Source organism: Chryseobacterium koreense CCUG 49689 (genome assembly GCF_001045435.1).
Lineage (GTDB): Bacteria > Bacteroidota > Bacteroidia > Flavobacteriales > Weeksellaceae > Kaistella > Kaistella koreensis.
The window spans coordinates 1-24,869 of the sequence record NZ_LFNG01000016.1; the positions used below are offsets into that span (position 1 = coordinate 1).

Below are 24,869 nucleotides of genomic sequence, written 5' to 3' on the forward strand. Positions count from 1 at the left end.
AGCTCCGGTAGCTTTTCGGCGGCATTTTGGTCCTGTTATGGGGATATCGTTTTTAGAATTTAGATACACAAAGCCGTTTTTTCAAAAGAACTGCTTTTTTTGTGGCGCTTGGTAGCCTTTGGTAGGGCGTTTCTGCGGTTTTTCTTCGCTGAAGAATACAGGTTCCCTTACCCGCAAATTATTTTGCAGGCACATTTTGGGTAACGAAAAGAAAATCCTGCGGCGGGCCGCGCTGCCCGAAAACAGAGATGGTAAAGAGGTTTCCCTCCTTACAACACCGGCACTTTCTGAGCATGGTGTGGGGGACAAAAATTCAATATCTTTTCTTAGACGAAAAAAGAAAAATGGGAATGGTAAAAAGCATTCAAAAACAAATCACTAAATTTGGGCTGACTAACGAGCATATCGATTTTGTAATAAGTTGATTATCAATATTAAGAATTAACGTTAGTTAGGATCTTACAAAAACACTTCCTTACAATGAAATTTCCCATAAAATTTTTTTTAGTTTTATCTTTCATTTTCGTCTATTCTTGTAATAATGAAAAACAAAAGGAAAATTTCGACAATGAACAGAGAAGTGTAGATAATGTTCTTAAAAGATTTCCATTTATGGACAAAAAAATGGAAAAAATAAAGAAAGTAGAATTTGATTCTTTGGCAATTTCTTTATATCGAAATATTGACAAAACAGATTATGATGAAATCTTAGTATTTCAAAAAGGAAGTAAATTTTACGCAATTCCCTTTTTATCAAATATGTATTTTGATTTTTGGAATTTTAAAAATGAAACTGAAAAAAGTAAATTTGCAAACACAAATACAACTTTTGAAAAAGAGCTTAACAATTCTGCATTGCAATTAAATTTAAGCGCGGATGAAAAGCAACAAATTTTCATCCAGTTAATTACAAGTATTTTAAATACCGAAGATATGCTTGAAAAAAAACCAGAATTATTTAATGATTTTGTATTGTGGTCACCTCGTAAATCAAAGTATAAAGATGAGGAAGGGAATAATTGTTTAGAAAGAACCTCAAAATTATATAAGCAAATTGTAGAAGATAGAAAAAATGGAATAAGACCTTCGTATATTTTAGATAAAGAAAATGGTCGAGTTTATAAATTATTTAATGATTCTAAAAATGTAAATGAATATATTTTGCGTATTGAAACTTATAGAGTTGATTGTTTTACAACGCTTTATGAAATGTAAAAAGACTGCAGATAATAACTAAGCTTTCGTTTTGTCTGCAAGACCAGAAACCGGAGGTTCGGCGGAGCCAAATGAAAGCCCGTTGAACGGTAGCTCCGGTAGCTTTCGAGCAGCATAATAGTCCTCTTGTGGGGATATCGTTTTTAGAATTCAGGATATAAAGGCAGTTTTTTAGAAGGACTGCTTTTTTTGTGGCGCTTGGTAGCCTTTGGGAGTAGATTTCTACGGTTTTTCTTAATAGCATGATACATGACGGGAGTAATTATCGAAGGTCCGTTTGCTTCTGCCCAGGATGGAAATATTTCTTTCGAAGCGTTGCAGCAGTTCGGCAAAACCGTTAACTTCGCTCGAGGCACGATTCAGGATTTTGTTCGTCCTTAAATCCTCCGGAGATTTTTTTTGTAGCCATTTTATAGGTTTTTAAAAGGTTAATAAAAACAAAGTTAATAAAACGGCGAATGGGAAAGCTACCGGAGGTTTAGTTCAACATATTCTATGACAAAGAACGGGGTTGAAGTTTTCATCGAAGATTTTCTCTATTTGTACTTTTTGTTATATTTACAAAGGCTGGTAATAACAAGACCCGCCAACAGAAATACCCAACCGTTAGCAGCAACCACTTCCAAAATGACATTACAAAAAGAAGATATAGCAAATATTAAGAAGGAAATGATAATTGGAAACTTAATTTCAATTGTTATAGTTTTTGGAGTCTTAATATTTGATTTTGCACAAGTTTATCAAAAATCGTTTTCAGTTGAGAATATACTTCTAATCAATGGTTTCGGATTATTGATAGCTATTTTCTCTAACTATTTACTTAATTCCAAGTACAGAAAAGATTTAGAAATAAATGAAAAATACTTTGTTACAGGAAACGTAAATGATAAAATTTCACAAACTGAATATGAAGCTGGATCAGGATCCTTATATATTCCAATCCTCGGAAATTTATTTCCTAAAATTTGGGGACAGCAAATGAAAAAAGAGCAAATTAAATTTTTAAAGGTTGATAACGAATTAGTTGCTGTAAAAAATTCAGTTTATGAATCGGTTGACATAAATACTACCGTCAAGATTTACTACTCAAAAATTAGTAATACATTCTTAGGAATTGAGAAACAGTAATTGTGGCAGCAGCTAACATATTCTATGACAAAGAACGGGGTTGAAGTTTTCATCGAAGATTTTCTCTATTTGTACTTTTTGTTATATTTACAAAGGCTGGTTATAACAAGTCCCGCCAAAAGAAATACCCAAACGTTAGGCGTAATTTTGTAAGCGCAGTTTCAAATAGAAACATTTGTTTAAATTACCAAAATTTGGTAACTTTGAATTAGTAATTAAAAAATTAAATAAAATGGGACGAAATACATCTGTTTCTTTAGGAAATTATTTTGAAGATTTTGTTGACAATAAAGTCTCGCAAGGAAGATATAAAAACGCAAGCGAAGTCATTAGAGCTGGTTTAAGACTTTTGGAAGAAGAAGAAAATAAGGTTCAGATTTTAAAAAATGCAATTCAAGAAGGAATTGAAAGTGGAATTGCAGTAGATTTTAATCCGAAAAAACACTTAGAATCTTTAAAAGCCAAAATGAGAAATAATGGCTAAATATTTTTTAACAAATAAAGCCGTTGAGGATCTATCCAAAATCTATGAATATACATTTGAATTTTGGTCAGAAAATCAAGCTGATAAATACTATGATGATTTGATAAATTTTTGTCAACTTCTCGCTGAAAATCCAAATATTGGAAAAAACTACGCAGAAATTGACAAGGAATTTTATGGATTTCTAGCGAACAAACATATAATTTTTTACAGAATTCTGAGCCAAGCAGAAATTGAAGTTGAAAGATTTCTTGGAGCTGAAATGGATTTAAAGAAACGAATCAAAGAATAAAAAAACTACGCCTAATAACTAAGCTTTCGTTTTGTCTGCAAGACAAGAAACCGGAGGGTCGGCGGAGCCAAATGAAAGCCCGTTAGATCCTTCGCTGCGCTCAGGACAGGCTAGTTCCGGTAGCTTTTCGGCGGCATTTTGGCCCCCCTTATGGGTTTTTTTGATTTCAGAATTTAAAGATACAAAGCAGTTTTTTTGGAAGGCTGCTTTTTTTGTGGCGCTTGGCAGCCTTTGCAGTCATGCTCGCTGCTTTGGTAGATGTTCTTCGTGTAGCCTTTGCTGTCGGTTTTGGCGACTTTAAAGATCAGGAGCGCAAGGTTTCTGCCGGCATTTTGGCTTTCGTAACGGATTTCTTTTAAGTTAAAGACAAAACCTTCGTGCTACGGTTTTTTAATCTTCCCCAAAAACTGAAACGACGCAAAAAAAGAAAAATCCGCCTCCAATTTTATTTTGAGACGGATTCCCTATTTTTTATTACGGCAAGAAGTTAGCTTTTATGCTAGTTTTTTTATCTTGCTTCAATTTTTATTCTTCATCCAAATCATCCTCGAAATTGTCATCCACGAAATCTTCTTCTTCATCAAAAGTTTCGTCGTCTTCATCTTCGAATCCATCTGAATTGAATTCTTCATCGAAGGTTCCAAAATCGTCTTCCATCAAAGGAATCGCTGCATTTTTGGCACTTTTTGCTCCGCCTGATTTAGTTGGTGCTTTCAGCGGCATATTTCCGAAGCGGAAAACGGTGATCGGATAATTCACGGCCGGTTTTTCATCGATAATCTCTACGAGTTCGCAGAAAAATTCCCACAGATCCATAAAACCGTACTGGAAGTGTATTTTATCACCTACTTTTTCAAAGGCCTCCTTGATGTAAACATCGCTCATAATTTCGCCATCACCATCGTCGCTCATATCCTCCAGCGGAACTGTTTTCACAATCACGCCATCCTCATCCAGAATATTGAAGAGTGACAGATCCTCGCCCATCAGCGAAAAAGCACTTTTGATTCCAAGGTGAAGATTCCATAAATTCTGATTTTCCTTGATTTCCACATCCCGGAAAATGTCATCTTTGGTGTCTAAAATGATACGGATTTTATAAACCATTTTTACTTTTAAATAAGATTATTGTGTTTGTTTTTGGATTTTGATTTCGGGTACAAATATAAAACAATTGGCTTTGCACAAGAAAATATTTTCACCGCTTTTTTTCTAAAAATATTTCGCTAAATTCAGCCCCAAAACTAGATCGCGCGATCCAGCAAAAAGCTGAATTTAGTGCCTTCCAGATACACACTTTCCACTTTGATGTTTTGGTGGTGCGCTTCCAGAATATGCTTCACAATCGCCAGTCCCAAACCGGAGCCGCCATCCTTCCTGTTCCTGCTGGATTCCACCCGGTAAAAGCGCTCAAAAATCCGCGGCAGCGCTTCCGGTTTGATTCCCATACCGTTGTCCTCCACTTCCACTAGAACTTTGTTTTTCAGAACGGCCGTGTTCACTGTGATTTTGGCTTCCTCCCGGTTTGAATAATGAATGGCATTAGAAATGAGGTTAATTAAAACCTGGGAAATTTTCTGCTTGTCCGCCGTTACCATCAACTGGTTTGTAGTGGTGTGCAATGACACTTTTGCACTTTTCTTTTCCGCCTCCAAATCGAGCAGATCGATGATTTCGCGAACCAGGAGATTGATATCGAAATCGCTTTTGTTCAAAGTAATCTCGCCACTTTCGAACTGGTTGATCATGTCCAGATCTTTCACGATGTTCAAGAGCCGCTCCACGGATTTGTCGATCCGGTCTAAGTATTTGTCGCGGATATTGAGGTTTTCGATTCCGCCGTCCATCAGTGTTTCCACATAACCCTGGATGGAGAAAAGCGGGGTTTTCATTTCGTGGGAGACATTTCCTATGTATTCCTTCCGGTAGGTTTCCATTTCCTTCATGGTGTCTATTTCGGTGGTCTTTTTCTGGCTCATTTCCGAAACCCTTTCGCCCAATTCCTGAAAGTTCAAGCTCTGTTCGTCGTCATGAATGATATCTCCGGGAAGAATGGTGGAAATTTTTCTGATCTGTCTTTTCCCATAAAAATTCAGCAGGAAATCGATGATGAAATAGTTTATCAACAACATCAGCACGGAACTGATCCCGACGGTGAGGAAAAACTGCTGGTCAGTATCTGAGAATTCGTGCTTCACGTTGTCAAAAATATAGACCACCATGAGCACGACTGCAGTGAGTACGATAGACGCAAATAAAGTAAGGCGCTGGAATTTCATTTTACGAACCCTTTTTTATTAGGATTCACAAAGTTACACAACTAATTTGTATCCGATACCCTTCAAAGTTTGGATGGATTCAATGCCCAGTTTTTCGCGAAGTCTTCTGATATGTACATCTATGGTTCTTTCGCCAACAATCACATCGCTTCCCCACACCTTTTCCAGGATTTCTTCGCGTTTAAAAACTTTTTCTGTATTTGACGCCAAAAGATAAAGCAGGTCAAACTCTTTCTTGGGAAGCAAAAACTGTTGTCCATTTTTGGTCACCCTGAAATTGTCCTTGTCAATGATCAAATCACCAATTTCGATGAGTTTGGAAGAATCGGATATATTGGAAGTAAGCTGCAGAAGCGCATTGACTTTAGAAATAAGGACTTTCGGCTTGATAATCTTCACAATGTAATCATTAGCTCCTGCCTGGAAACCTGCTAACTGGGAGAATTCCTCACTTCTTGCAGAAAGAAAAACGATGAGCGTTTTTTGCAGTTCCTTGATTTTCCTTAATTCCTGACAGGTTTCGATTCCGTCTTTTTCGGGCATCATCACATCTAGAAGGATGAGATCCGGAACTATGCTTTTTGCTTTTTCAATCCCTTCATTCCCGTTATTGGCGGTATAGACCATATAGCCTTCCTTTTCCAGATTGTATGAAAGGAGCTCCAGAATGTCCATTTCATCATCAATCAAAAGAATTTTTTTTTGATTCATTTCTACTTTTTAACCTTTCAAAGTTAGCCATTTTTAGCATTTAAAATACCGCCCGACCGAAAGTTCACGATTTCTTAACATCACTTCAAAATCCTTAAAGATTTCTTAAAGAAGATTTAAAACTCTCTAAACAGCTTTGATTTTAATTCCTCATTTCTTTGCAACAGGAAAAAGTAAAGAGAAAGCAAAAAATGAAAATTAACAGACTGACAATTGCAGCGTTATTCTTAACTGCATCATCTTCCGTATTTTACGCGCAAGATGGAAGAAAAGATTCTATCAAAAAAGAAAAAAAGATTGAAGGAGTGGTGATTACCGGATCCGCAAGAAAAGGAACCGAAAGCAACATCATCAACACCCAAAAGAAATCCGTAGAGATCATTGAAAGAGTGGGTTCTGCCCAACTCGAAAAACAGGGCGTGAGCAATGTGGCCACCGCGGTCACCAAAGCAACCGGAACACAGAAACAGGAAGGAAGCGGACAAATTGTGATCCGTGGTTTGGGTGACCGATACAATGCCACCACCCTAAACGGACTCCCGATTCCATCTGACAATCCGGAGTTCAAAAACATTGATCTGGAAATCTTCAAGACTTCCATCATCGATTATATTTCCTTAGACAAAGTTTACAATCCGAAACTTTCCGGGGATTTCGGAGGTGCAAACATCAATATTGTTTCTAAAGAACATGTCGGTAAGCCGTATTTCAAAGTAGGAATCGGGAGCAGCATCAATCTGCAGACTGTCAACATAGGGCAATTTAAGCTGCAAGATGGCGGCCCAGGTTTTTTCGGATACAAGGAAACTACTTTCAGACCAGGAAATCCATACGAGATATACCCATTTTCCACCAAGTGGAATTTCAAGAACGAACCGAATCCGTACAATTCCAATCTGGATATCGAGGGTGGATTCAATTTAGGAAAGTTTGCATTTTTCCTTTATGGCGGTTTTGATAACAACTACGTTTACAGCAAGGGACGAGAAGGATTCTATGATTCAGAGGGAGAGCCCCTGAAAAAACTGGATGTGGACCGATATACTTACGGAACCAACACCACCGCAGTATTGAATGTTGCCTATAAATTGAATCCTAAAAACAGGCTGAATTTTACCACCAACTTCATCCATTCTTCCGAGCAGGATGCTAGATTTTTCCAAGGCTATATGCGTGAAATCGGAAACGATGTGATCATCAACAGAGGTGACAACAAAGTTACTTCCACGGTGATCAACCAGCTGTATGGCAACCACAAAATCACTGATTCCTGGACTGCTGACTGGGCACTCGGATACAACTATTTGAGCAGCAAAAGACCGGACCGGCTGCAAAACACTTTGAACGCCGAAACTAAAGAGCTGATCGCAGCTAGTGCAGTGAACAATCACCGCTATTTTGATGATTTGACAGATAATACTTTCAACGGATTGGTGAGCCTTACCAAGGATTTCGAGAAATTGAAAGTCAATTTCGGGTATAATGGCAGCTACAAGGACCGAAAATTCAACAACACCACCATCGGTATGAATTTCACGTCGAACGTGGCTTTAGACCCCAATAATATTGATGCCTTCATCAATTCCTATAATAATGGACTTTTTGTTTACAACACTTTCCGACCAGATGCTGAAAGATACAAGCCGTTCTATTACAATTTTGAGCAGATGATCCAGGCAGGTTTTGCCAATCTGGATTATAAATTCAGCGACAGGTTCGTAGCGCAATTGGGTGCCAGAATAGATTACGTGGACATCAAAAGCAAATGGGACGATGTGATTTTCCAGCAGGGAAAAAGCAACAAAACCTACACCAAGTTCTTGCCGGCATTCAATATGAAATACAGCCTCAGCGATTCTCAAAATTTAAGATTTGCGGCTTCGAAAACCTATAGTTTACCGCAAGCGAAGGAATTGGTCCCGATTGCATACTATGACGTGACTACAAACGTGTATGGAAACCAGGATCTTTATCCATCCGATATTTACAATGCGGATTTGAAATGGGAATTGTTCCCAAAATCCGGTGAAGTAATTTCAGTAACCGCATTCGGAAAATACCTTCTGAACCCAATCGCCAGAACCACCTATTCTACTGCAGCATCCAGTGACATGACCTATTTCAACATTGCCAACAAAGGCTATGTAGTGGGAGCGGAAATGGAAATCAGAAAAGACCTGTTTAAGTGGAATAACGCCAAACTTTATACTTTCTTAAACGGAACCTATATGCATTCTGAGCAGGAACTGAAATCTGAATCAGAACTGGCCAATGAAAACCGAGGAAAAGTGATCCAGTTTAGCGGGCAAACCAAGGATAAAGTTCAAGGTGTGGCAGATTTTCTGGCCAATGTAAACTTGGGCTACAACCAAAAATTCAGCTCAGCTTCTATTTTGGATTTCGTGATCTCTTATTCCTATGTCGGAAAAAGTTTATTTGCGCTGGGAACAAACAATGTTGGAAATTTCTATGAAAGCCCAATCCATTTGCTGGATGCCAACTTAAAACTGCAGTTCAACCAGATCGGAATCGGAATCAGTGCAAAGAACTTAATCAACTCCGAAAACAAAATTGAGCAAGTGGTGAAAGGGGTAGGTTATGACCATAAAAACTACACCAAAGGAAGGCAGCTCGGACTCAATCTATCCTACAAATTTTAACAAATAAAATAAATCAAAAATTAATTATGAAAAAGAACATTTTAAGTGCAGCATTTTGCTTGACCTTAATGGCATCCGCTTCTATGGTAGCGACCTCTTGCAGCAGAAGCAACGACGATCCCACTGAAACTCCTTCCAACGGAATTAACCCGGCAGATTTCAAAGGTTCCATCAAGTCCGGAACTACGGTGACTTTGGATCCTTCCAAAACTTACACTTTGACGGGGAAACTTTTGGTTGAAAGCGGTGCAACGCTGATTATTCCAGCTGGAACCGTGATCAAAGGAGCTCAAGGTGCAACTTACCTGATTGTGGACCGAGGCGGAAAAATCCAGGCAAACGGTACTGCTGAGAAACCAATTATTTTCGAAGGTGTAGCACACGGACAGAGTTATTGGGGTGGAATCGTGATCTTAGGAAATGCTCCAACCAACAGAAGTGCTTCCGGAACTTCAACTTCTGAATTAGGAGACATGATTTATGGTGGAACCAACAAAACCGACAATTCAGGATCAATGAAATATGTGGTCATCAAAGACAGTGGTTTCAAATATAATCCTGAGAAGGAATTCAACGGACTTTCCCTTTTCGGAGTAGGAAGCGGAACTTCAATTTCATACATCGCAGTCATTGACGGTGGTGACGACGGAATCGAATTCTTCGGTGGAAACGTAAATGTGGACCACCTCCTTTTATTAGGAAACGGTGATGACAGCTTTGACTGGACTGAAGGTTGGCAGGGAAATGCAGAGTATGTTTATGCTGCCAGAAAAAAAGAATATCTAAACAATGCTGAACCAGGAAACAGAGGAATTGAAGCTGATACGCAAGATACCGACGCAAATACTACCAACGGTGCAAACGGAGGAGTCTCTAATCCTACCATCAAGAACTTTACTTTGATCGGAAACCTGAAAGGTTCAGAATCTCAAGGGATGAAGATCAGAGCGGGATCAAACGGTATTTTTGACAACGTGGTAATTTCAAACTTTGCAACCGGTCTAGATTTCGAAACCGACAGAACTTACAACTGGTTCTTGAGCGGTGTGAAACTAAATAACATCAACTTATTAAGCGTAGGTACGGCAGTGAAAGCAAAAGCAAGCACCGCATTCCCGGATGCAAATGCACTCGCAGCAAACCTTACTGCAAATATCACTTTTAATTCAAATGCCACCGGAGCTGGTTCCGGAACAGATTTGCCTGCTTGGGCAAAAGGATGGTCTGGATTGACTTCATTCACTGTGGCAGACGCAGGAAACTAATTAATTTCTTTCTGTTTTTTCAGAAATATTTTTTCCCGGACCGCTTCAGTTTACCAACTGAGGCGGTTTCCGGTTTTTGGCAGTCCCAAAATCTTGAGATCTATTCTTCATCTTCATATTGCTCCAGGTAATAGCTGAAAGTGAAATCATCCAGCTCATCCTCCGCGTCCTCCAAGGTGACAAGCAAATCCTCAAAATTTTCCAGCTGATCCACACTCATATTGACAAACTCCATGTGCAGCGGCAACTCCACAAAACCGGTGATGGAATCATACAGTGCATCCAGGTTATTACCAAAATGATCGGGAAGTTTAAGCTTTTCTTTGAGTTGGGCGTAGAAATCTTCATAATCGCCAATTTCTGTAAAGTCTATGTAAATTGTATTCATATCAGTTAAAATTCCAATTTTTTGTTTTTAAAAATTCTTTGCATTTTTTGCAGAAATCTTTCTCTTCATCAGTGGGGTTTCCACCTTCCGCATCTCTCATAAAGCAGGTTTTTTCTCTGCAGTGCGGCAGTCCCTGAGTATGCCCTAATTCATGGATTGCGACTTTAGAAAACTGTTCATTTTTATTCCCGTTTCTAAGTCGAAAAGAAGAAGCCACACAGGCGTTTCCCGGCCGAAATCCCAATCCAATTATCCCAAAATCAGGATTAGATCCTTTTGTCGCACTGATATCTTTTGTCGTCAATCCAAGTATGATCGTATTTTCGGGAGCCATGGAACTTAAATATTTGATGATGGAATCTGCACGGTATCTGTTTCTGGGTGCATAATAGCTGTTTGTCGGAAAATCAATCGCTTTCAATACTTTGATTTCAGGATAAATTTCACGAATTGCAGAAGCAATTTCGTCCACGTGAACCGAAGCAATTCCCTTAAAAGGTTGAATCAGAATTGTTTTCGGATGCATAGAAATTACGGGTTTCGGTACATGTTCCTTTTTGCAGGAAATGACCATCGAGACTGCAAGAAAATAATTAATAATTTTCATAAAAACATGAACCGGTTCAAAAAATTCAACCCTAGTTTACCGTTTCTGAAAACTTCGGTAATGGTCCTTTGTGAGCCATACCTCCCCTTTTTTCGTAAAAACAATGCGGTCCGCTTGGCGTTGCCCGCATGAGAAATTCACGTCTGCCTCAAAATATTGATTTCCTATGGGCAGCTTTTTTTCGCGGTTTGAGAATTGATCTCCACCGATTGCTTTTCCCGGTGCGGCATCGCAGAGATTTCCCTGTGAAGGATTCCATCCATTTCTTCTGGCTTCCGATTTTGTGATGTAATAAGCAGGAAGCTGCTTGTGGGCTTTCACATAATTAATGACAAGGGTTTCATCCGTTAAATTTTCAATGGAATTTTCATCAAAAGAATTTTCATTGGCTGACTCGCTGTTTTCAGAAACGCTCTCCACTTTTTTTGAGACCGCTTCCGCAGTTTGTTGTTGGGCGGTGTCATTCTTTTCAACCTTATTATTATTAAAAAAATACATCGCCAAAAATGCTGAAAGCACTCCGATGATGAAATAGAGGAATAATTTGACTTTTGGGTTATTCATTTCTGGTTTGAGACCTGTCTGCCGACAGGTAGGTTTGAAGCTTTATGTTATTTTGGAATTTCTGATTTATTTTGCATCACATCTTATGGAATCAGTCGCAACTTCTGCCTATGAACGCCATTGTTCCGGAATATCACAAATGGGAATCGGTTGGATTTTATGTTGGGCTGCACGGTTCATCCGCCTGAAGATGTTGAAGACCTCCAAATCTCTTCCGGAATAATCTTCTTCAGATTTGGTTCCCCACTCTTTTTGGATTTTTTCGAGTTCCGGATAAGTGGCACCAATTTGTTGCTCATCAGTTCTGTCCACATCCCAAAGTCCGTCAGTCGGAACCGCTTCCTGTATAGATTCCACAAGATTTAGCGCTCTTGCCAATTGATAAACTTCAGTTTTATATAAATCTGCGATTGGGGAAACATCTACTCCTCCATCGCCGTATTTCGTGTAGAATCCGATCCCAAAATCCTCCACCTTGTTCCCGGTTCCGCAAACCAAAAGTGAGTTGATTTGACCATAATAATAAAGTGTCAACATTCGCAATCTACTTCTGGTATTTGCAAAAGCGAGCTTTTCTGCAGGAAATTCCTGGTCTTTCACATTAAAGGTTTTATGCAGTTCCTCAAAGGCGGGAGTCAGATTAACGGTCATCGCTTTTGCATGGGGGAATTTTTCAGTGATATCGTTCATGTGTTCCCATGCACGGTTCACTTCTTCTGATTTTTGTCGAATGGGCATTTCGAGCATCAGCAAATCCAGTCCGGTCATCGCACAAAGCGCAGAAACCACAGCGGAATCCACACCGCCCGAAACACCGATGATATAGCCTTTTACACCGGCTTTTTGCGCATAATCTTTCAGCCAGTTCACGATATGGTCAATGATTTTTTGTGTTTGCATAAAATACTCTGTATATTTTTTTTTAAAATGATATTCTCTTTTGCGTTACTTTGTTTCTGATGTATTTAATTCCTTAAAAAATGCCTGCTCAAAATTCAGCATCCTCCATGCTTTTCAACATCCCCGTTTCCCATCTCCATTTTTAAATTTCAAGGATGTCTTTCTGCGGAACGCTTTGCGTATCGATCAGTTCAGTGAACCATCCTTGTAGAAACTGCAATCCTATTCCAGAAATTGATCTGACCGATTGCGATAATCATCTGTGCAATTTGCTGTTCAGTAAAGTGCTTTTTCAGATTTTCATAAACCTCATCAGTTACGCCCTGTTTAGAGATTTCTGTAATTTGCTCGGTGAAATGGAGCGCACTCCTTTCTGCATCGGTAAACAGAGGACTTTCTTCCCAAGCAGAGAGGGCGTAGATTCTCTGTTCGGTTTCGCCATTTTCCCGGGCATCTTTCGTGTGCATTTCCAAACAATATGCACATTTGTTGATTTGTGAAGCCCGAATTTTTATCAATTCCCGCAACCGGTGACTTAAATCGGTGGTGGCAAGATATTTTTCCATAGCCAAAAGAATCTCGTAGGATTTTGGTTCCATTTCGCTCACATTCATTCTCGTCATCATTATTTATAATTTTAAATTTTACATTTATTCAGATCATGATTCCGAATCATCTTGCGAATTCCCATGAAATGCAGATTAACGGCGGATCGGCACACTGATTTTAGGGTTTGAAATTCTCCCGATTCAGTTCAAACCAAAAGCATTCTTCACCATCAATAGGATCGATAAATTTTCCGGTTTGAATCCCAATTTCCGTAAAATATGGTTTGATCCGTCGTTGGCTGTGTCTGAATAAGCATAAATGACATCGAGATTCAAATTTTCAAAACCATAATTTAAGGATGCAATTGCTGATTCCATCGCGTAACCTTTTCGCCAAAATTCCGGCAAAAATCGATATCCCAATTCGTAAACGTTTTTGTAGCCGTTAACTTCTACTTCCAGAAATTTCAGGCCGCTCCATCCGATCAATAGATTTGATAATTTTTCCACCACCGCCCATCTGCCGATTCCATTCACCTCATATTGCCGCCTGATATCCCGGATCATTTTCCGGGTTAGCGCTTTTTTGGAAAAAGGTTTCACCCCCAGATATTTCATGACTTCGGGATTGCGGTCGAGCAAAAACATTCTTTCCGCATCTTCGGGAACCAATTCACGCAAAATTAACCGCTCTGTTTCAATACATATTTTTGCCATTAATTTTCCGTATTTTTACACCTTTAAATCTGATGTAAAAATAATGAAGTTTTTTAGATTTTTAATGATTTCGGCCATCATAGTTTCCATGATGAATTCGTGCAAAAAGGAAGATGAAAACCCATGGAACATTGAAATCAAGAATCCTGTCTCGAAAGTGGAAGTTACTGATATTTCAAAGGAGTTTTATGACTTGAATGTTCCGCTGGAAGAATTTAAGCAAAAATATCCATGGTTTCAGGGAACGGTTCCCGATGAGGATTTTGCCAAAAGAAGAGCCGATGCAGCGGAGGCGAAAATCTACAGAGAAGCCATCGCGAAAATTGATGCTGCGAAATTGAACAAGGAATTGACAGATCTGTTTTCCCACATCAAATTTTATTACCCACAGTTTAAGGAACCGAAAGTTTTCCTTTATTCTTCCGCATTACAGGGAATCATGGAACCTGTTTTTTATCAGCCGGAACAGCAAATGCTCTTTATTGATGTTTCCGGTTTCATGGGTGAAAATAATCCGACTTACAGCGGTCTGGAAAATTATTTCCAAAAATCCATGAACCCCACGAACATCCTTCCGAAGACTTCCCAAACTCTTGCAGAATTCTTTGTGGTTAAAAATTATGACCACCAAAAGTTTATTGACCAACTGGTTTACGAAGGAAAACTGATGATCCTGCAGGATGCGTTCTTGCCCGATTTTCCAGATTATCTGAAAATTAATTACACCCAAAAACAGTATGAATGGGCAAAGGCGAATGAAGTCAATATCTGGAACTATTTTGTGGAAAACAACTTGGTGTTCAGCGATGACACTAGGTTAATCGACCGTTTCATCAAACCGGGCCCTTTTTCAAAATTTTATACCGAAATAGATAATGAATCTTCCCCGCAAATCGGTATTTTTGAAGGTTGGCAAATCTGCAGGAAATTCTTCCAAGAAAACCCGAAGACAAAACTCCAGGACTTTCTGAAAATGAATGCCACGGAAATCTTTAATCAAAGCAATTATAAACCAAAAAATTAATCTAAGACAGAAATGCGCAAAACCCAAATTACCATAGATGTAGAACTGGACGAAAACCACGTGCCGGAAACCATGACCTGGAATGCCGAAGACGGCGGAATTGAAAAGCAGGAAACCAAAGCAACCATGATTTCGGTATGGGACGATAAAAAAAGTGAGGCCCTGAGAATCGACTTATGGACGAAAGACATGCCGGTTGACCACATGAAAATGTTTATCCACCAGGTTTTACTTTCTTTGGCAAGTACCTACGAAAGAGCAACCGGTGAAGAAGACATCGCCGATTGGCTGGAAGTGATGGCAGAAGAATATGCACAGAAAGCTGCGATAAAAATGTAGAATTGCGACCGGCTTTAGACTTTTGTCGCGTTGTTAGTTGCCAAACGTCTAAAGCCAGCCGCCAAAAGAAAAATATTATGAATTTCAACACGAAAGTAATCCATGGTGGTCAACACCACGAATCAGCAACGGGTTCTGTAAATGTACCTGTATTTTTAACTTCCACTTTTGCCCAGAAATCACCTGGAATCCATTCCGGATATGAATATTCCAGAGCTGCAAATCCCACAAGACAAGCATTGGAAGACAGTTTGGCTTCCATCGAAAACGGAGCGAGAGGATTGGCTTTCGGTTCCGGTCTGGCTGCAATAGATTGTGTCCTAAAATTACTGAATCCGGGAGATGAAGTAATTTCGGTTGACGATTTATATGGCGGTTCTTATAGAATGTTTGTAAGGCTTTTCGAAAAATACCAACTGAAATTTACCTTCGTGAATTTCGATGATGTTTCGAAAATCGAAAGCTTAATCACCGATAAGACCAAACTGATCTGGCTGGAAACACCGACCAATCCTTTGATGAAGTTGGTGGACATCAAAGCGGTGACCGAATTGGTTAAGGGAAAAGACATTTTGGTTGCAGTGGACAACACTTTTGCATCACCTTATATTCAAAATCCCATAGATTTGGGAGCAGATATCGTGATGCACTCCGCGACGAAATATTTGGGAGGTCATTCCGATGTGATTGCAGGAGCGCTCATTGCGAAAGATGCCGAACTTGGTGAAAAGCTGCACTTCATCCAATTTGCAAGCGGAGGAATTCTTGGACCTCACGATTCCTATTTGGTTTTAAGGGGAATCAAAACCTTGGCATTAAGGATGCAGAGACATTCTGACAATGGTCTGGAAATCGCGAAATATCTGGAAAATCATCCGGCGGTGGACCAAGTTTTCTATCCGGGATTGAAATCTCACCCGCAACATGATTTGGCTTTAAGACAAATGCGGGAAAGCGGTGGAATGGTTTCATTCACTTTTAAATCAGGAAAAAAAGAAGATGCAATTTCATTTTTAGAAAAACTGAAAGTCTTCACTTTAGCGGAAAGTTTGGGCGGCGTGGAATCTCTGGCAAACCATCCTGCATTGATGACCCATGCTTCGATTCCTGCAGAAAAACGGGCAGAATTGGGAATTACCGACGATCTGGTGAGACTTAGCGTAGGAATTGAGGACAAAGATGACCTGATTGCAGATTTGGAAAAAGCGTTTAAATCATAATTCATCAGTGGATGATATAAAAAACACATCAATTCGATGTGTTTTTTTATTTAAATTTGTTTTAAGTGAAAATGAATTTAAAATGAGAAAAATCGACCAACTCTTCGCTGAATATGCGGAAAGCCACCAAAACAAGACCAACAAAACGATCCACTGGATTTGCGTACCATTAATTTTTTGGAGCATCCTGGGTTTTATTTCGCTGATTCCTTCGTCCCACATCTTTATCGAATATTTTGGGATGATCAGTATCGCTTCTATTGTCGCGATTGTTTTGGTAACGATTTTTTATTTCAGGCTTTCATGGAGGATTGCTCTGATGATGATTTTCTTGATGCTCTTGATGGAGCATTTCACCTATTTCGTGAACATCAAATTTCAGCATCAATCGTGGGTTGTGTTTATTTCAGTTTTTGTGCTTTCATGGATTGGTCAGTTTTATGGACATAAAATCGAGGGCAAAAAACCGAGTTTTTTGAAAGATTTGCAGTTTCTGCTGGTGGGACCGATTTGGCTGCTGCACTTTCTCCTAAAGAAATGGGGAATCAAATATTGACTTTGGTCAGAATTCGAAATTTTCAAATTAAAAATAAAGTTTCCTTAGCCGCAAATAACTAATTTTGAAGAAAATTTCAAGAAATGAAAAAATTGCTTTTAATTCTTCCGCTGGTACTTTTATTTTTTGTTCAGTGCGGGAAAAGAGACGATGAGCTTGCCAACGACCTCTATGTGGGAACCTGGAATTGGAAAACTACCAATGGTGGTTTGGGAAACATCATCGAAACTCCCGAATCTACCGGAATCGTGAAAAAACTGAAACTTACCGAAACCTATCAATACTCCATCACCGAAAACGACGTGGTGACCAAAGAAGGAACCTACAGCTTGCAGAAAGGCGTAACCAGCACTGATCATATGGAAAGAACCTACATGGTCTTTTCAAACAACAGTGAAAAAATCGTAATGCAGATCGATGCGACCAATCTGGTCTTGGCAGACGACAATGTGGATGGATTCACCTATCATTACCAAAAATAAGGGATTATCTGCCCAACACAAACACTGCCGGGATTTTATGAAGTTCCGGCTTATTTTTTTTCCATTCCTTCATGGGCATCGTTTTGATGAATTCCGATTCCGGATCGTTGATATTTGCTGCGATGCAGAGTTTCGTATTAGGATTAAGAAATTGAATCAAATCTTCCAGCAGCTGATTGTTTCGATAGGGTGTCTCCATAAAGATCTGCGAATATCCCGATTTTTGGACCTGGTTTTCCAGCCATTGAATTTTCTGTTTTTTTTCTGATTTATCAATCGGCAGATATCCATGAAAGGTAAATTCCTGTCCGTTAAATCCACTTGAAATCAATGCCAAAATGATCGATGAGGGTCCATTGATGGGAATGACTTTGATTTTATTTTCATGACACCACTTCACCATCAAATTTCCCGGATCCGCAATACACGGAAGTCCTGCTTCGGAAATCAACCCGAAATCCTGGCCGCTTTTCATTAAAGTTTGCGCTTCCTTTAAATCTGCATTTTCAGAATATTTATCCAAAATAAACAGTTTCAAATCTGGCTGCTTTTTTTCGGGTGCAAAAAATTTGATGACTTTCCTCGCTGTTTTTTCATTTTCCACGAAGAAGTAATCGGTCTTTAAAATGTACTCTTTGATCACCGGTGCGAAAAAATCGCGCGGAGAGTTTTCGGAGAGGTAGGCAGGAATCAGAAACAGCATGTTGAATGACGAATTATGAATTATGAATTACGAAGATCTTGTAGTGAGTTTTTCTGCAATGGCGGAGCATGCTTGATCAAGAATCTGATATACTTTTTCCCACTCATCCATCTCGCTCCAATAGGGGTCGAACACTTCAATATGATCGCCAGTTTCACCAGCAGATTCCAAAAACAGTGAAATTTTCTTACGTTGTTCCTCATCTTTTGCCATGGAAACCACGTCTTCATACACCTGCAAATCCATGCAGTAGATTCTATCAAATTCCATCAAATCTCGCTTGGTAATCGGTCTCGATCGCTGTCCGCTAATGTCGATCCCATGAGTTTTGGCGATTTGGAGGCCTCTTTTATCAGGCTGTTCGCCTTCATGCAGGGAAATGGTTCCGGCAGAATCTACGGTGAAATTTTCCGGAAGCTTCGTCCTGATGATTCCTTCCGCGAGCGGACTTCGGCAGATGTTTCCCAGACAGACCATTAATAGTTTCATAAGTGTGAGTGATGAGTTATAAAGAAATGTCAATTTACAAAAAAATGAAGAATATCACTACCCTTCATTTATATTTTCAGTTCGTCAATCGTACTTCTACTGTTTGATTTTTTCAGTCAATTCTTTGACGTACTTTTTAAGTTCTTTATCGATTTTAGAGACATCTTTGATGGTGTCGCAAGCATACATGACCGTGGAGTGGTCTTTTCCACCCATTTCCTCACCGATTTTGGTGAAAGTGGCATTGGTAAATTCTTTGGCGAAATACATCGCGAGCTGTCTCGGCAAAGCGATTTCTCTTTTTCTGGTTTTAGACAAAAGCTGTTCACGCTGAATCCCAAAATACTCGCAAACTACGTCTTGGATATAAGGAATATTGATGACCTTTTTTTGGTTTGCCGCAATTTTGTTGATGGTCTCCTTTAAGAGTTCGAGCGAAAGATCAGATTTATAAATGGTGGAATATGCGATCACAGAGTTGATCACTCCGATTAGTTCCCGAACATTGGTTTTCACCTCTGAAGCGAGAAAATCCAGCATGTCTTCAGTCAAAACAATTCCGTCTCGGCTTAATTTGTCCACGATGATTTTTCTTCTGGTATCAAAATCCGGAGATTTGATTTCGGCAGAAAGTCCCCATTTAAATCTGGAGACGATTCTGTCCTGAATATCCAAAATATCCACCGGCGCTTTATCTGAAGTCAGGATAATCTGTTTTCCGTTTTGGTGCAGATAATCGAATATATGGAAGAAACTGTCCTGTGTAGATTTTTTTCCGGAAAGGAACTGGATATCATCAATAATGAGCACATCCACCATTTGGTAGAAATTCGCGAATTCCGTTTGTTTGTGGGCTTTTGCAGCGGAAACGAATTGCTGGATGAATTTCTCCGAGGACAAATACAAAACCACTTTATCCGGAAAAGCATTTTTCACTTCCAAACCGATTGCGTGTCCGAGGTGGGTTTTTCCGACGCCATAACCTCCGTACAAGAACAATGGGTTAAATGCGGTTGCACCCGGTCTTTTTGCGATTGATTTTGCAACTGTTGATGCGAATTTGTTGCTCTCCCCTTCCACATAATTATCAAACGAAAAATCCGCTTTCAGGTTAGAATCGATGTTGACCTTTTTCATTCCCGGAACCACGAAAGGATTGATCAGATTCTGAGAAAAAGCCGGCGGCAAAGTTTCCTGAACTTTCGGAGTGGAAATGGATTTCCCTTTCACATTTACGGTGATGGGTTTTTCCTGACCTGCAGGTTTGTTTTCCATGACGGAATACCATAATTTAACTCCTTTACCGATATTTTTCTTTAACGCAGCAGAAAGCAAAGACAAATAATTGTCTTCAATATATTCTTTATAAAAATCACTAGGGACTAAAAGCGTAAGATTATTGCTCACCAGTGAAACCGGCTGCACGTTATCAAACAATAAATCAAAAGAATTTTCTAGTTTTTTCAGGTCTGTGTTGTCTTCAGCGGCGTTCAGATTATCCCTCATGAACTGAAGACACTTTCCCCACACAAGCGTTAAGTTTTCATCCATTTTCGTGCTACAATTTATCCGTCGGTTAAAATTTTTGAGAGAAGACAAATATCTCATTTTTAATTTTCAAAAAAAAATTTTTGTCCTATTGATTATTTAAAAATATATTTGTATGATCTATTAAATGCTTAAAATGATACATACAATCCACTCATTAAGAGTACGTTACGGCGAAACCGATCCCATGAAATATGTTTACTACGGCAATTATGCCGAATATTTCGAGGTGGCAAGAGTGGAACTTTTCAGGACTCTCGGGATGCCTTATGACGAGATCGAGAACCGGGGAATTTGGCTGCCTGTATCAGAATTTCAGATCAAATATTTGAAACCTGCTTTGTATGACCAGGTCCTTGAAATCCATACCTATGTCAAAAAAATTCCAGGGGTGAGAATCGAGTTTGAATATGAAATTTATAACGATTCCAAACAGCTGATCACTCAAGCCAAAACTACGCTTTATTTTTTTGATTCCAAAACAAAACGACCGGTAAAATGTCCCGATTTTCTGATGAAACTTATTGAAAAAGAATTTTAAGGCCGAGAAAAGCAAGTTAAGGCATTGGAAGCTTGCGTCTTTGCCGCATAGCATTCCTCTTTGCAGATCGCTTCAGAACAGCTTTCGGAATTCCCAGTCTTCGAATGCTTGAACCATTCAGCTCATAACTCGCTTCCCGCCGCAATTTCATACGGCTCCTTCCCTTTCTCGAAAATCCGAGTGAGCTCACTTCCTTCCACGGAAATGCGGTCGCCAATCTTTCGGATCCAGTTCCCTTCCCGCAATCCGATAACCTTCGTGTCATTTTGGGTCAAAAATTCCCGGATCCGGGTTTCCCGCGTTTCCCCATTGTGCTTCAAATCCGGATCAGGATCCAGGTAATGCGGATTGAGGTTAAACGGCACCAATCCCATGCAGTCAAAACTTGGCGGGTACACAATCGGCATATCGTTCGTGGTTTTCATATTGATCCCGCCGATATTGGAACCGGCACTTGTTCCCAAGTAAGGTTTTCCGGACTCTACATTCTTTTTCAGGATTTCCATGAGATTTTCCTCATGCAAGGTTTTGACCAAAAGGAAAGTATTTCCGCCGCCTGTAAAGTACCCTTTCCCGGAATTAATCGCAGAAACCCTATCGTCAAATTCGTGTAGGCCTTTTACCTTAATGTCGATTTTCGCGAAAAATTCAGCTGCTTTTTGGGTGTACTCCTCATGCGAAATTCCGCCGGGACGAGCAAACGGTATGAAAATAATTTCATCAACTCCATCAAAAAGTGTTGAGATTTCTTCAGTTAAATATTCCAGATAATTTCCGCCATAAAGCGTGGAAGTAGAAGCGAGGAGAACATTCATCTTTTTTAAAAATAAAAATGAAAAAGCAATATTTAATTATGTTTTACAAAGGTACTCCAATAATCAGCACCAAAAAAAGGCGGATTCCTATTTTAAACCCAAGTTCGTTCTCAAAAAAGAAATTTAAATATTGTGACATCCATAAATTATTTAATGATTTTTATCAACTTTATATTAATATAATTGATTTTAACATTAAATAAATAAATAACATTTATCTTTGCACTGAAAATAATATCAAAATAATCACAATGAATTACACGGTTGTCGGCTTATTTCCAAGTCAGGAAAACGCCAAAAAAGTTTCGGCAAGTTTGGAACATGCCGGATTCAAAAATGAAGATTACATCATTTACCGAACAGACCGGGAAAACACGCCGGAAGAGAGGAAGAATTTTTGGGAAAGACTGTTCGGAACAGCCCAAAATGAGGCTGAAAAAATCGAGGCCGAAAAACTGATCACCAGTGTTCAGGTTCAAAATGAAGAAGAGTTGGAAGACGCCAAAAAAACTTTTGCCCAAAACGATGCGGTGAACATCTACGAGTTCAAGGACATGACGATAGAAGAGGCAAAAAACCTAAGCTACATCAAAAAAATTGTGGAACTGCGGGCAAAATCGCAAATCTATGCGATACCTGAAATTTCACTGAGTTCAGGAAATATCAATGAAGGAATTAATGCCGAAGTAAAGGCTTAATCTTAAATTTTAATTTGTTACACAGAAATCCGTGCTTTTTGCGCGGATTTTTTTTTCTTGTTAGTAGTTGGTGCTGGACTTAATATTTCCCTCGCCACTTCCGTTTCAGTTCCTCTAAAATCTTGTTTTCCGTGGAATTGTTTCCGGGTTCATAGAATTTTGTGCCTCTGATTTCTTCCGGCAAAAATTCCTGAAACACGAAATTTCCTGCGTGGGAATGCGCATAATCATAATCTTTGCCGTAATTCATTTCCTTCATCAGTTTTGTGGGAGCGTTTCGAAGATGGAGCGGAACCGGAAGGTTTCCGGTTTTTTTCACCAAGTCCAAAGCATGATCGATTGCCAGATAAGTGGAATTCGATTTCGGGGAAACCGCCAGATAAACTGCTGTTTCACTGAGTATGATACGTGATTCTGGATTTCCAATAACATTTACCGCCTGAAAACAGTTATTAGCAACAACAAGCGCATTGGGGTTTGCCAATCCTATATCTTCCGCCGCCAAAATCAGCATCCGCCTTGCGATGAACTTCACGTCTTCTCCTCCACTCAACATTCTGGCGAGCCAATAAACAGCCGCATTCGGGTCGGATCCGCGCATGGATTTGATGAACGCTGAAATGATATCGTAATGTTGCTCCCCATTTTTGTCGTAAAGCGCCATGGTTTCCTGCAAAACGGAAAGCACATCTTCGTTTGAAATTTCCTTTTTCTTAGAATTCTTAAAATTATTCAGAACTATTTCAACCGAATTGATCAGCTTTCTGGCGTCTCCACCGGAATATTGGATGAAAGCTTCCTTATCCTTTAACTTAAAGCCAGTTCCTTCATCTTCATTATATCTGGCCAATGAAATATCGGCAAGTTCCTCCAGCTTCTCAAAACTCAAGGATTTCAAAACATACACCTGACTTCTGGACAAAAGCGCGGAAACCACTTCGAAACTCGGATTTTCTGTGGTTGCACCGATCAACACGATCCAGCCTTTTTCCACCGCGTGAAGCAGTGAATCCTGCTGCGATTTATTGAAACGATGGATTTCGTCAATAAAAAGAATCGGAGATTTTCCAGAAAAAAGATTTAGCTTTTTTGCATCATCTATGACTTCCCGAACATCTTTCACACCCGACGAAACCGCCGAAAGCTTAAAAAATTTCCGGCCCGATTTTTCTGAAATAATTTCGGCCAAAGTGGTTTTCCCCGTTCCCGGAGGACCCCAAAAAATCAACGAATTCAGTGTGTCGTTCTCGATCATTTTCCGGATGGTGCCATTTTTCCCGGTTAAATGTTCCTGTCCCAGAACTTCATCAAAAGTTTTCGGTCGGAGTTTTTCGGCTAAAGGAATATTGTGACTCAAAGTAGTAGTGGTGCAATTATTTCTAAAAATTCAGACTTCAAATTTAGGAAAAATCTTCTTCCTACTTCCATCTTCCCGCTTCCAACTTTTTATGTATTTTTGCAATGTTTTGAAAACCACGTTCAACAAAATCATATCGTTTCCTTTGGTAGTTTTTATCAGAATTTACCAATGGACGATTTCGCCATTGCTACCAAAAAATTGCCGTTATGAGCCCACCTGCTCTCACTATATGGTGGAAGCGCTTCAAGTTCATGGGATTTTGAAAGGCTTATATTTGGGGGTGAAAAGGATTTTGCGCTGTCATCCATGGGGTGGACAAGGTTATGATCCAGTGCCACCGAAAAAATGAGTTGAAGAATGGTGGAGTCCTGAACAGAGCACGGTCCTCACTTGAAATGCTGCCGTCGATTTCATATTCGTGACTCGAAAAAATAAGGGGAGAAATTTATAATAAAAAAAATATTTTATGCTGACATTTTTATACACCACCTGGGATCCTTCTACCGGAATTCATCTGGGTCCAATCACGCTTCATTACTACAGTTTGATGTTTATCTTGGCGTTTGGACTGGGTTATGTCATCATATCCAAAATTTTTAAAATTGATAATGTAAACCAAAAATACCTGGAACCGCTTTTCACCTGGACATTGGTGGGAACGATTTTGGGAGCCAGATTGGGACACGTCATTTTTTATCAGCCGGAACTTTTCAAGGAAGATTTCTGGTCGGTATTTCTGCCCATCCGAACAAAGCCACAACTGGAGTTTACAGGGTTTTCGGGTTTGGCGAGTCATGGCGCAACAATCGCATTGATTTTTACCACGCTTTACTATTCCTACAAAATCATCAAAAAAAATCCGTTTTGGGTTTATGACCGAATCGGAATCGTGGTCGCTTTGGGCGGCGCATTCGTGCGGATCGGAAATTTTTTCAATTCGGAAATCATCGGAAAACCGGCACCGGAGCACTCCCCATTCGCAGTACTTTTTCCGCAGCAGAGTTCGGAGTATGGAGCAATCGTGGCACGTTATCCGACCCAACTTTTCGAGGCATCGGGTTATTTTCTGCTTTTTGTTTTGCTTTGGATCCTTTACCTCTACACCAACAAAAAATACCAGCAAGGGTGGCTTTTCGGACTGTTTTTCATCGTTCTATGGGCAGTGAGATTTTTTGTGGAATTCTTGAAAGAACCTCAAGGAAACGAATTCATCACTATGGGCGGTTTGAATACCGGACAAATTCTTTCGATTCCCTTTATGTTGGCTGGTTTCGTGATTTTATTCACTGCAAAAAACCGCACCATTACCGAGGAGGAAAACGAAAAACCGGAGTAA

Annotated in this window: 31 protein-coding genes and 1 pseudogene; 17 read left to right on the forward strand and 15 right to left on the reverse strand. The window is 39.5% G+C overall.

Annotation, left to right across the window (positions count from 1 at the left end; genetic code table 11):
* Positions 1–178: 178 nt before the first annotated feature.
* A pseudogene (locus tag ACM44_RS15985) lies at positions 179–304 on the reverse strand (IS91 family transposase); the annotation flags it as partial.
* A 320-nt stretch (positions 305–624) separates the two neighbouring features.
* Between ACM44_RS15985 and ACM44_RS11335 the strand changes: the two are divergent.
* The 6 genes from ACM44_RS11335 (at position 625) to ACM44_RS15360 (ending at position 3,478) form a co-directional block, all read left to right on the forward strand.
* A complete protein-coding gene (locus ACM44_RS11335) occupies positions 625–1,215 on the forward strand; it encodes a hypothetical protein (protein WP_160304025.1) in 591 nt (196 codons plus the stop codon).
* A 249-nt stretch (positions 1,216–1,464) separates the two neighbouring features.
* Positions 1,465–1,596, forward strand: coding sequence for a hypothetical protein (locus ACM44_RS15865; protein WP_262486481.1), 132 nt, complete (start codon positions 1,465–1,467; stop codon positions 1,594–1,596).
* 246 nt (positions 1,597–1,842) lie between these two features.
* Positions 1,843–2,343 carry a hypothetical protein gene (locus tag ACM44_RS11340; protein WP_152669348.1) on the forward strand — a complete coding sequence of 167 codons (501 nt, stop codon included), beginning with the start codon at positions 1,843–1,845 and terminating at the stop codon, positions 2,341–2,343.
* A gap of 232 nt (positions 2,344–2,575) precedes the next feature.
* Positions 2,576–2,827: a type II toxin-antitoxin system ParD family antitoxin gene (locus ACM44_RS11345; RefSeq protein ID WP_048500167.1), complete on the forward strand. Its 252-nt coding sequence runs from the start codon at positions 2,576–2,578 to the stop codon at positions 2,825–2,827.
* Complete coding sequence (locus tag ACM44_RS11350; protein ID WP_048500168.1) at positions 2,820–3,119, forward strand: type II toxin-antitoxin system RelE/ParE family toxin; 300 nt, start codon at positions 2,820–2,822, stop codon at positions 3,117–3,119. Before ACM44_RS11345 ends, ACM44_RS11350 begins: the two co-directional genes overlap by 8 nt.
* Before the next feature lie 212 nt (positions 3,120–3,331).
* Complete coding sequence (locus ACM44_RS15360; protein ID WP_160304027.1) at positions 3,332–3,478, forward strand: hypothetical protein; 147 nt, start codon at positions 3,332–3,334, stop codon at positions 3,476–3,478.
* A gap of 166 nt (positions 3,479–3,644) precedes the next feature.
* Here ACM44_RS15360 and ACM44_RS11355 read toward each other — a convergent pair whose 3' ends face one another.
* The 3 genes from ACM44_RS11355 to ACM44_RS11365 form a co-directional block, all read right to left on the reverse strand.
* Entirely contained in the window at positions 3,645–4,226 is a 582-nt protein-coding gene (locus tag ACM44_RS11355) for an IS1096 element passenger TnpR family protein (RefSeq protein ID WP_048500169.1), read from the reverse strand.
* A 137-nt stretch (positions 4,227–4,363) separates the two neighbouring features.
* Positions 4,364–5,398: a sensor histidine kinase gene (locus ACM44_RS11360; RefSeq protein WP_048500170.1), complete on the reverse strand. Its 1,035-nt coding sequence runs from the start codon at positions 5,396–5,398 to the stop codon at positions 4,364–4,366.
* Positions 5,399–5,431: 33 nt separating this feature from the next.
* Complete coding sequence (locus ACM44_RS11365; protein WP_048500171.1) at positions 5,432–6,109, reverse strand: response regulator transcription factor; 678 nt, start codon at positions 6,107–6,109, stop codon at positions 5,432–5,434.
* A 191-nt stretch (positions 6,110–6,300) separates the two neighbouring features.
* Here ACM44_RS11365 and ACM44_RS11370 point away from each other — a divergent pair, with 191 nt between their 5' ends.
* Positions 6,301–8,769, forward strand: coding sequence for a TonB-dependent receptor domain-containing protein (locus tag ACM44_RS11370; protein WP_048500172.1), 2,469 nt, complete (start codon positions 6,301–6,303; stop codon positions 8,767–8,769).
* 26 nt (positions 8,770–8,795) lie between these two features.
* Positions 8,796–10,034, forward strand: coding sequence for a hypothetical protein (locus ACM44_RS11375; protein WP_048500173.1), 1,239 nt, complete (start codon positions 8,796–8,798; stop codon positions 10,032–10,034).
* A gap of 100 nt (positions 10,035–10,134) precedes the next feature.
* Here the strand turns inward: ACM44_RS11375 and ACM44_RS11380 are convergent, their stop codons facing one another.
* The 6 genes from ACM44_RS11380 to ACM44_RS11405 form a co-directional block, all read right to left on the reverse strand.
* Positions 10,135–10,422, reverse strand: a complete 288-nt coding sequence (locus ACM44_RS11380; protein WP_048500174.1) for a barstar family protein — start codon at positions 10,420–10,422, stop codon at positions 10,135–10,137.
* Position 10,423: 1 nt separating this feature from the next.
* On the reverse strand, positions 10,424–11,029 hold the full coding sequence (locus ACM44_RS11385; RefSeq protein ID WP_053215464.1) for a hypothetical protein: 606 nt from the start codon (positions 11,027–11,029) through the stop codon (positions 10,424–10,426).
* Between the two features lie 36 nt (positions 11,030–11,065).
* The gene (locus tag ACM44_RS11390; protein ID WP_053215465.1) at positions 11,066–11,593 is read right to left on the reverse strand and encodes a ribonuclease domain-containing protein; all 528 of its coding nucleotides are present in this window, start codon (positions 11,591–11,593) and stop codon (positions 11,066–11,068) included.
* A gap of 108 nt (positions 11,594–11,701) precedes the next feature.
* Positions 11,702–12,493, reverse strand: coding sequence for an NAD(+) synthase (nadE, locus tag ACM44_RS11395; RefSeq protein ID WP_048500175.1), 792 nt, complete (start codon positions 12,491–12,493; stop codon positions 11,702–11,704).
* 191 nt (positions 12,494–12,684) lie between these two features.
* Complete coding sequence (locus ACM44_RS11400; protein ID WP_048500176.1) at positions 12,685–13,119, reverse strand: carboxymuconolactone decarboxylase family protein; 435 nt, start codon at positions 13,117–13,119, stop codon at positions 12,685–12,687.
* 123 nt (positions 13,120–13,242) lie between these two features.
* The gene (locus ACM44_RS11405; protein WP_241477178.1) at positions 13,243–13,758 is read right to left on the reverse strand and encodes a GNAT family N-acetyltransferase; all 516 of its coding nucleotides are present in this window, start codon (positions 13,756–13,758) and stop codon (positions 13,243–13,245) included.
* A 43-nt stretch (positions 13,759–13,801) separates the two neighbouring features.
* Here ACM44_RS11405 and gldB point away from each other — a divergent pair, with 43 nt between their 5' ends.
* The 5 genes from gldB (at position 13,802) to ACM44_RS11430 (ending at position 17,379) form a co-directional block, all read left to right on the forward strand.
* Positions 13,802–14,782, forward strand: a complete 981-nt coding sequence (gldB, locus tag ACM44_RS11410) for a gliding motility lipoprotein GldB (protein ID WP_083993719.1) — start codon at positions 13,802–13,804, stop codon at positions 14,780–14,782.
* Positions 14,783–14,794: 12 nt separating this feature from the next.
* Positions 14,795–15,121: a gliding motility protein GldC gene (gldC, locus tag ACM44_RS11415; protein WP_048500177.1), complete on the forward strand. Its 327-nt coding sequence runs from the start codon at positions 14,795–14,797 to the stop codon at positions 15,119–15,121.
* Between the two features lie 2 nt (positions 15,122–15,123).
* Complete coding sequence (locus ACM44_RS11420; RefSeq protein WP_262486482.1) at positions 15,124–16,341, forward strand: cystathionine gamma-synthase; 1,218 nt, start codon at positions 15,124–15,126, stop codon at positions 16,339–16,341.
* 82 nt (positions 16,342–16,423) lie between these two features.
* A complete protein-coding gene (locus ACM44_RS11425) occupies positions 16,424–16,897 on the forward strand; it encodes an Mpo1 family 2-hydroxy fatty acid dioxygenase (RefSeq protein WP_048500179.1) in 474 nt (157 codons plus the stop codon).
* 83 nt (positions 16,898–16,980) lie between these two features.
* Positions 16,981–17,379, forward strand: coding sequence for a hypothetical protein (locus ACM44_RS11430; protein WP_048500180.1), 399 nt, complete (start codon positions 16,981–16,983; stop codon positions 17,377–17,379).
* A 4-nt stretch (positions 17,380–17,383) separates the two neighbouring features.
* On the opposite strand, the gene ACM44_RS11435 is transcribed toward ACM44_RS11430, so the two are convergent.
* The 3 genes from ACM44_RS11435 to dnaA all read right to left on the reverse strand — a co-directional run bounded on the left by ACM44_RS11435 (position 17,384) and on the right by dnaA (position 20,122).
* Positions 17,384–18,082 carry an SAM-dependent methyltransferase gene (locus tag ACM44_RS11435; RefSeq protein WP_048500181.1) on the reverse strand — a complete coding sequence of 233 codons (699 nt, stop codon included), beginning with the start codon at positions 18,080–18,082 and terminating at the stop codon, positions 17,384–17,386.
* A 27-nt stretch (positions 18,083–18,109) separates the two neighbouring features.
* Positions 18,110–18,571, reverse strand: a complete 462-nt coding sequence (locus ACM44_RS11440; RefSeq protein WP_048500182.1) for a low molecular weight protein-tyrosine-phosphatase — start codon at positions 18,569–18,571, stop codon at positions 18,110–18,112.
* Positions 18,572–18,667: 96 nt separating this feature from the next.
* Positions 18,668–20,122, reverse strand: a complete 1,455-nt coding sequence (gene dnaA, locus ACM44_RS11445) for a chromosomal replication initiator protein DnaA (protein ID WP_048500183.1) — start codon at positions 20,120–20,122, stop codon at positions 18,668–18,670.
* A gap of 133 nt (positions 20,123–20,255) precedes the next feature.
* Here dnaA and ACM44_RS11450 point away from each other — a divergent pair, with 133 nt between their 5' ends.
* Complete coding sequence (locus ACM44_RS11450) at positions 20,256–20,660, forward strand: acyl-CoA thioesterase (RefSeq protein WP_048500249.1); 405 nt, start codon at positions 20,256–20,258, stop codon at positions 20,658–20,660.
* Between the two features lie 122 nt (positions 20,661–20,782).
* On the opposite strand, the gene pepE is transcribed toward ACM44_RS11450, so the two are convergent.
* Positions 20,783–21,475, reverse strand: coding sequence for a dipeptidase PepE (pepE, locus tag ACM44_RS11455; protein WP_048500184.1), 693 nt, complete (start codon positions 21,473–21,475; stop codon positions 20,783–20,785).
* Positions 21,476–21,726: 251 nt separating this feature from the next.
* Between pepE and ACM44_RS11465 the strand changes: the two genes are divergently transcribed.
* Entirely contained in the window at positions 21,727–22,173 is a 447-nt protein-coding gene (locus ACM44_RS11465; protein WP_048500186.1) for a hypothetical protein, read from the forward strand.
* A gap of 79 nt (positions 22,174–22,252) precedes the next feature.
* Here the strand turns inward: ACM44_RS11465 and ACM44_RS11470 are convergent, their stop codons facing one another.
* The gene (locus ACM44_RS11470) at positions 22,253–23,530 is read right to left on the reverse strand and encodes a replication-associated recombination protein A (protein WP_048500187.1); all 1,278 of its coding nucleotides are present in this window, start codon (positions 23,528–23,530) and stop codon (positions 22,253–22,255) included.
* A 91-nt stretch (positions 23,531–23,621) separates the two neighbouring features.
* Here ACM44_RS11470 and yidD point away from each other — a divergent pair, with 91 nt between their 5' ends.
* Complete coding sequence (gene yidD / locus ACM44_RS11475; RefSeq protein WP_048500250.1) at positions 23,622–23,882, forward strand: membrane protein insertion efficiency factor YidD; 261 nt, start codon at positions 23,622–23,624, stop codon at positions 23,880–23,882.
* A gap of 117 nt (positions 23,883–23,999) precedes the next feature.
* Positions 24,000–24,869: a prolipoprotein diacylglyceryl transferase gene (gene lgt, locus ACM44_RS11480; protein WP_048500188.1), complete on the forward strand. Its 870-nt coding sequence runs from the start codon at positions 24,000–24,002 to the stop codon at positions 24,867–24,869.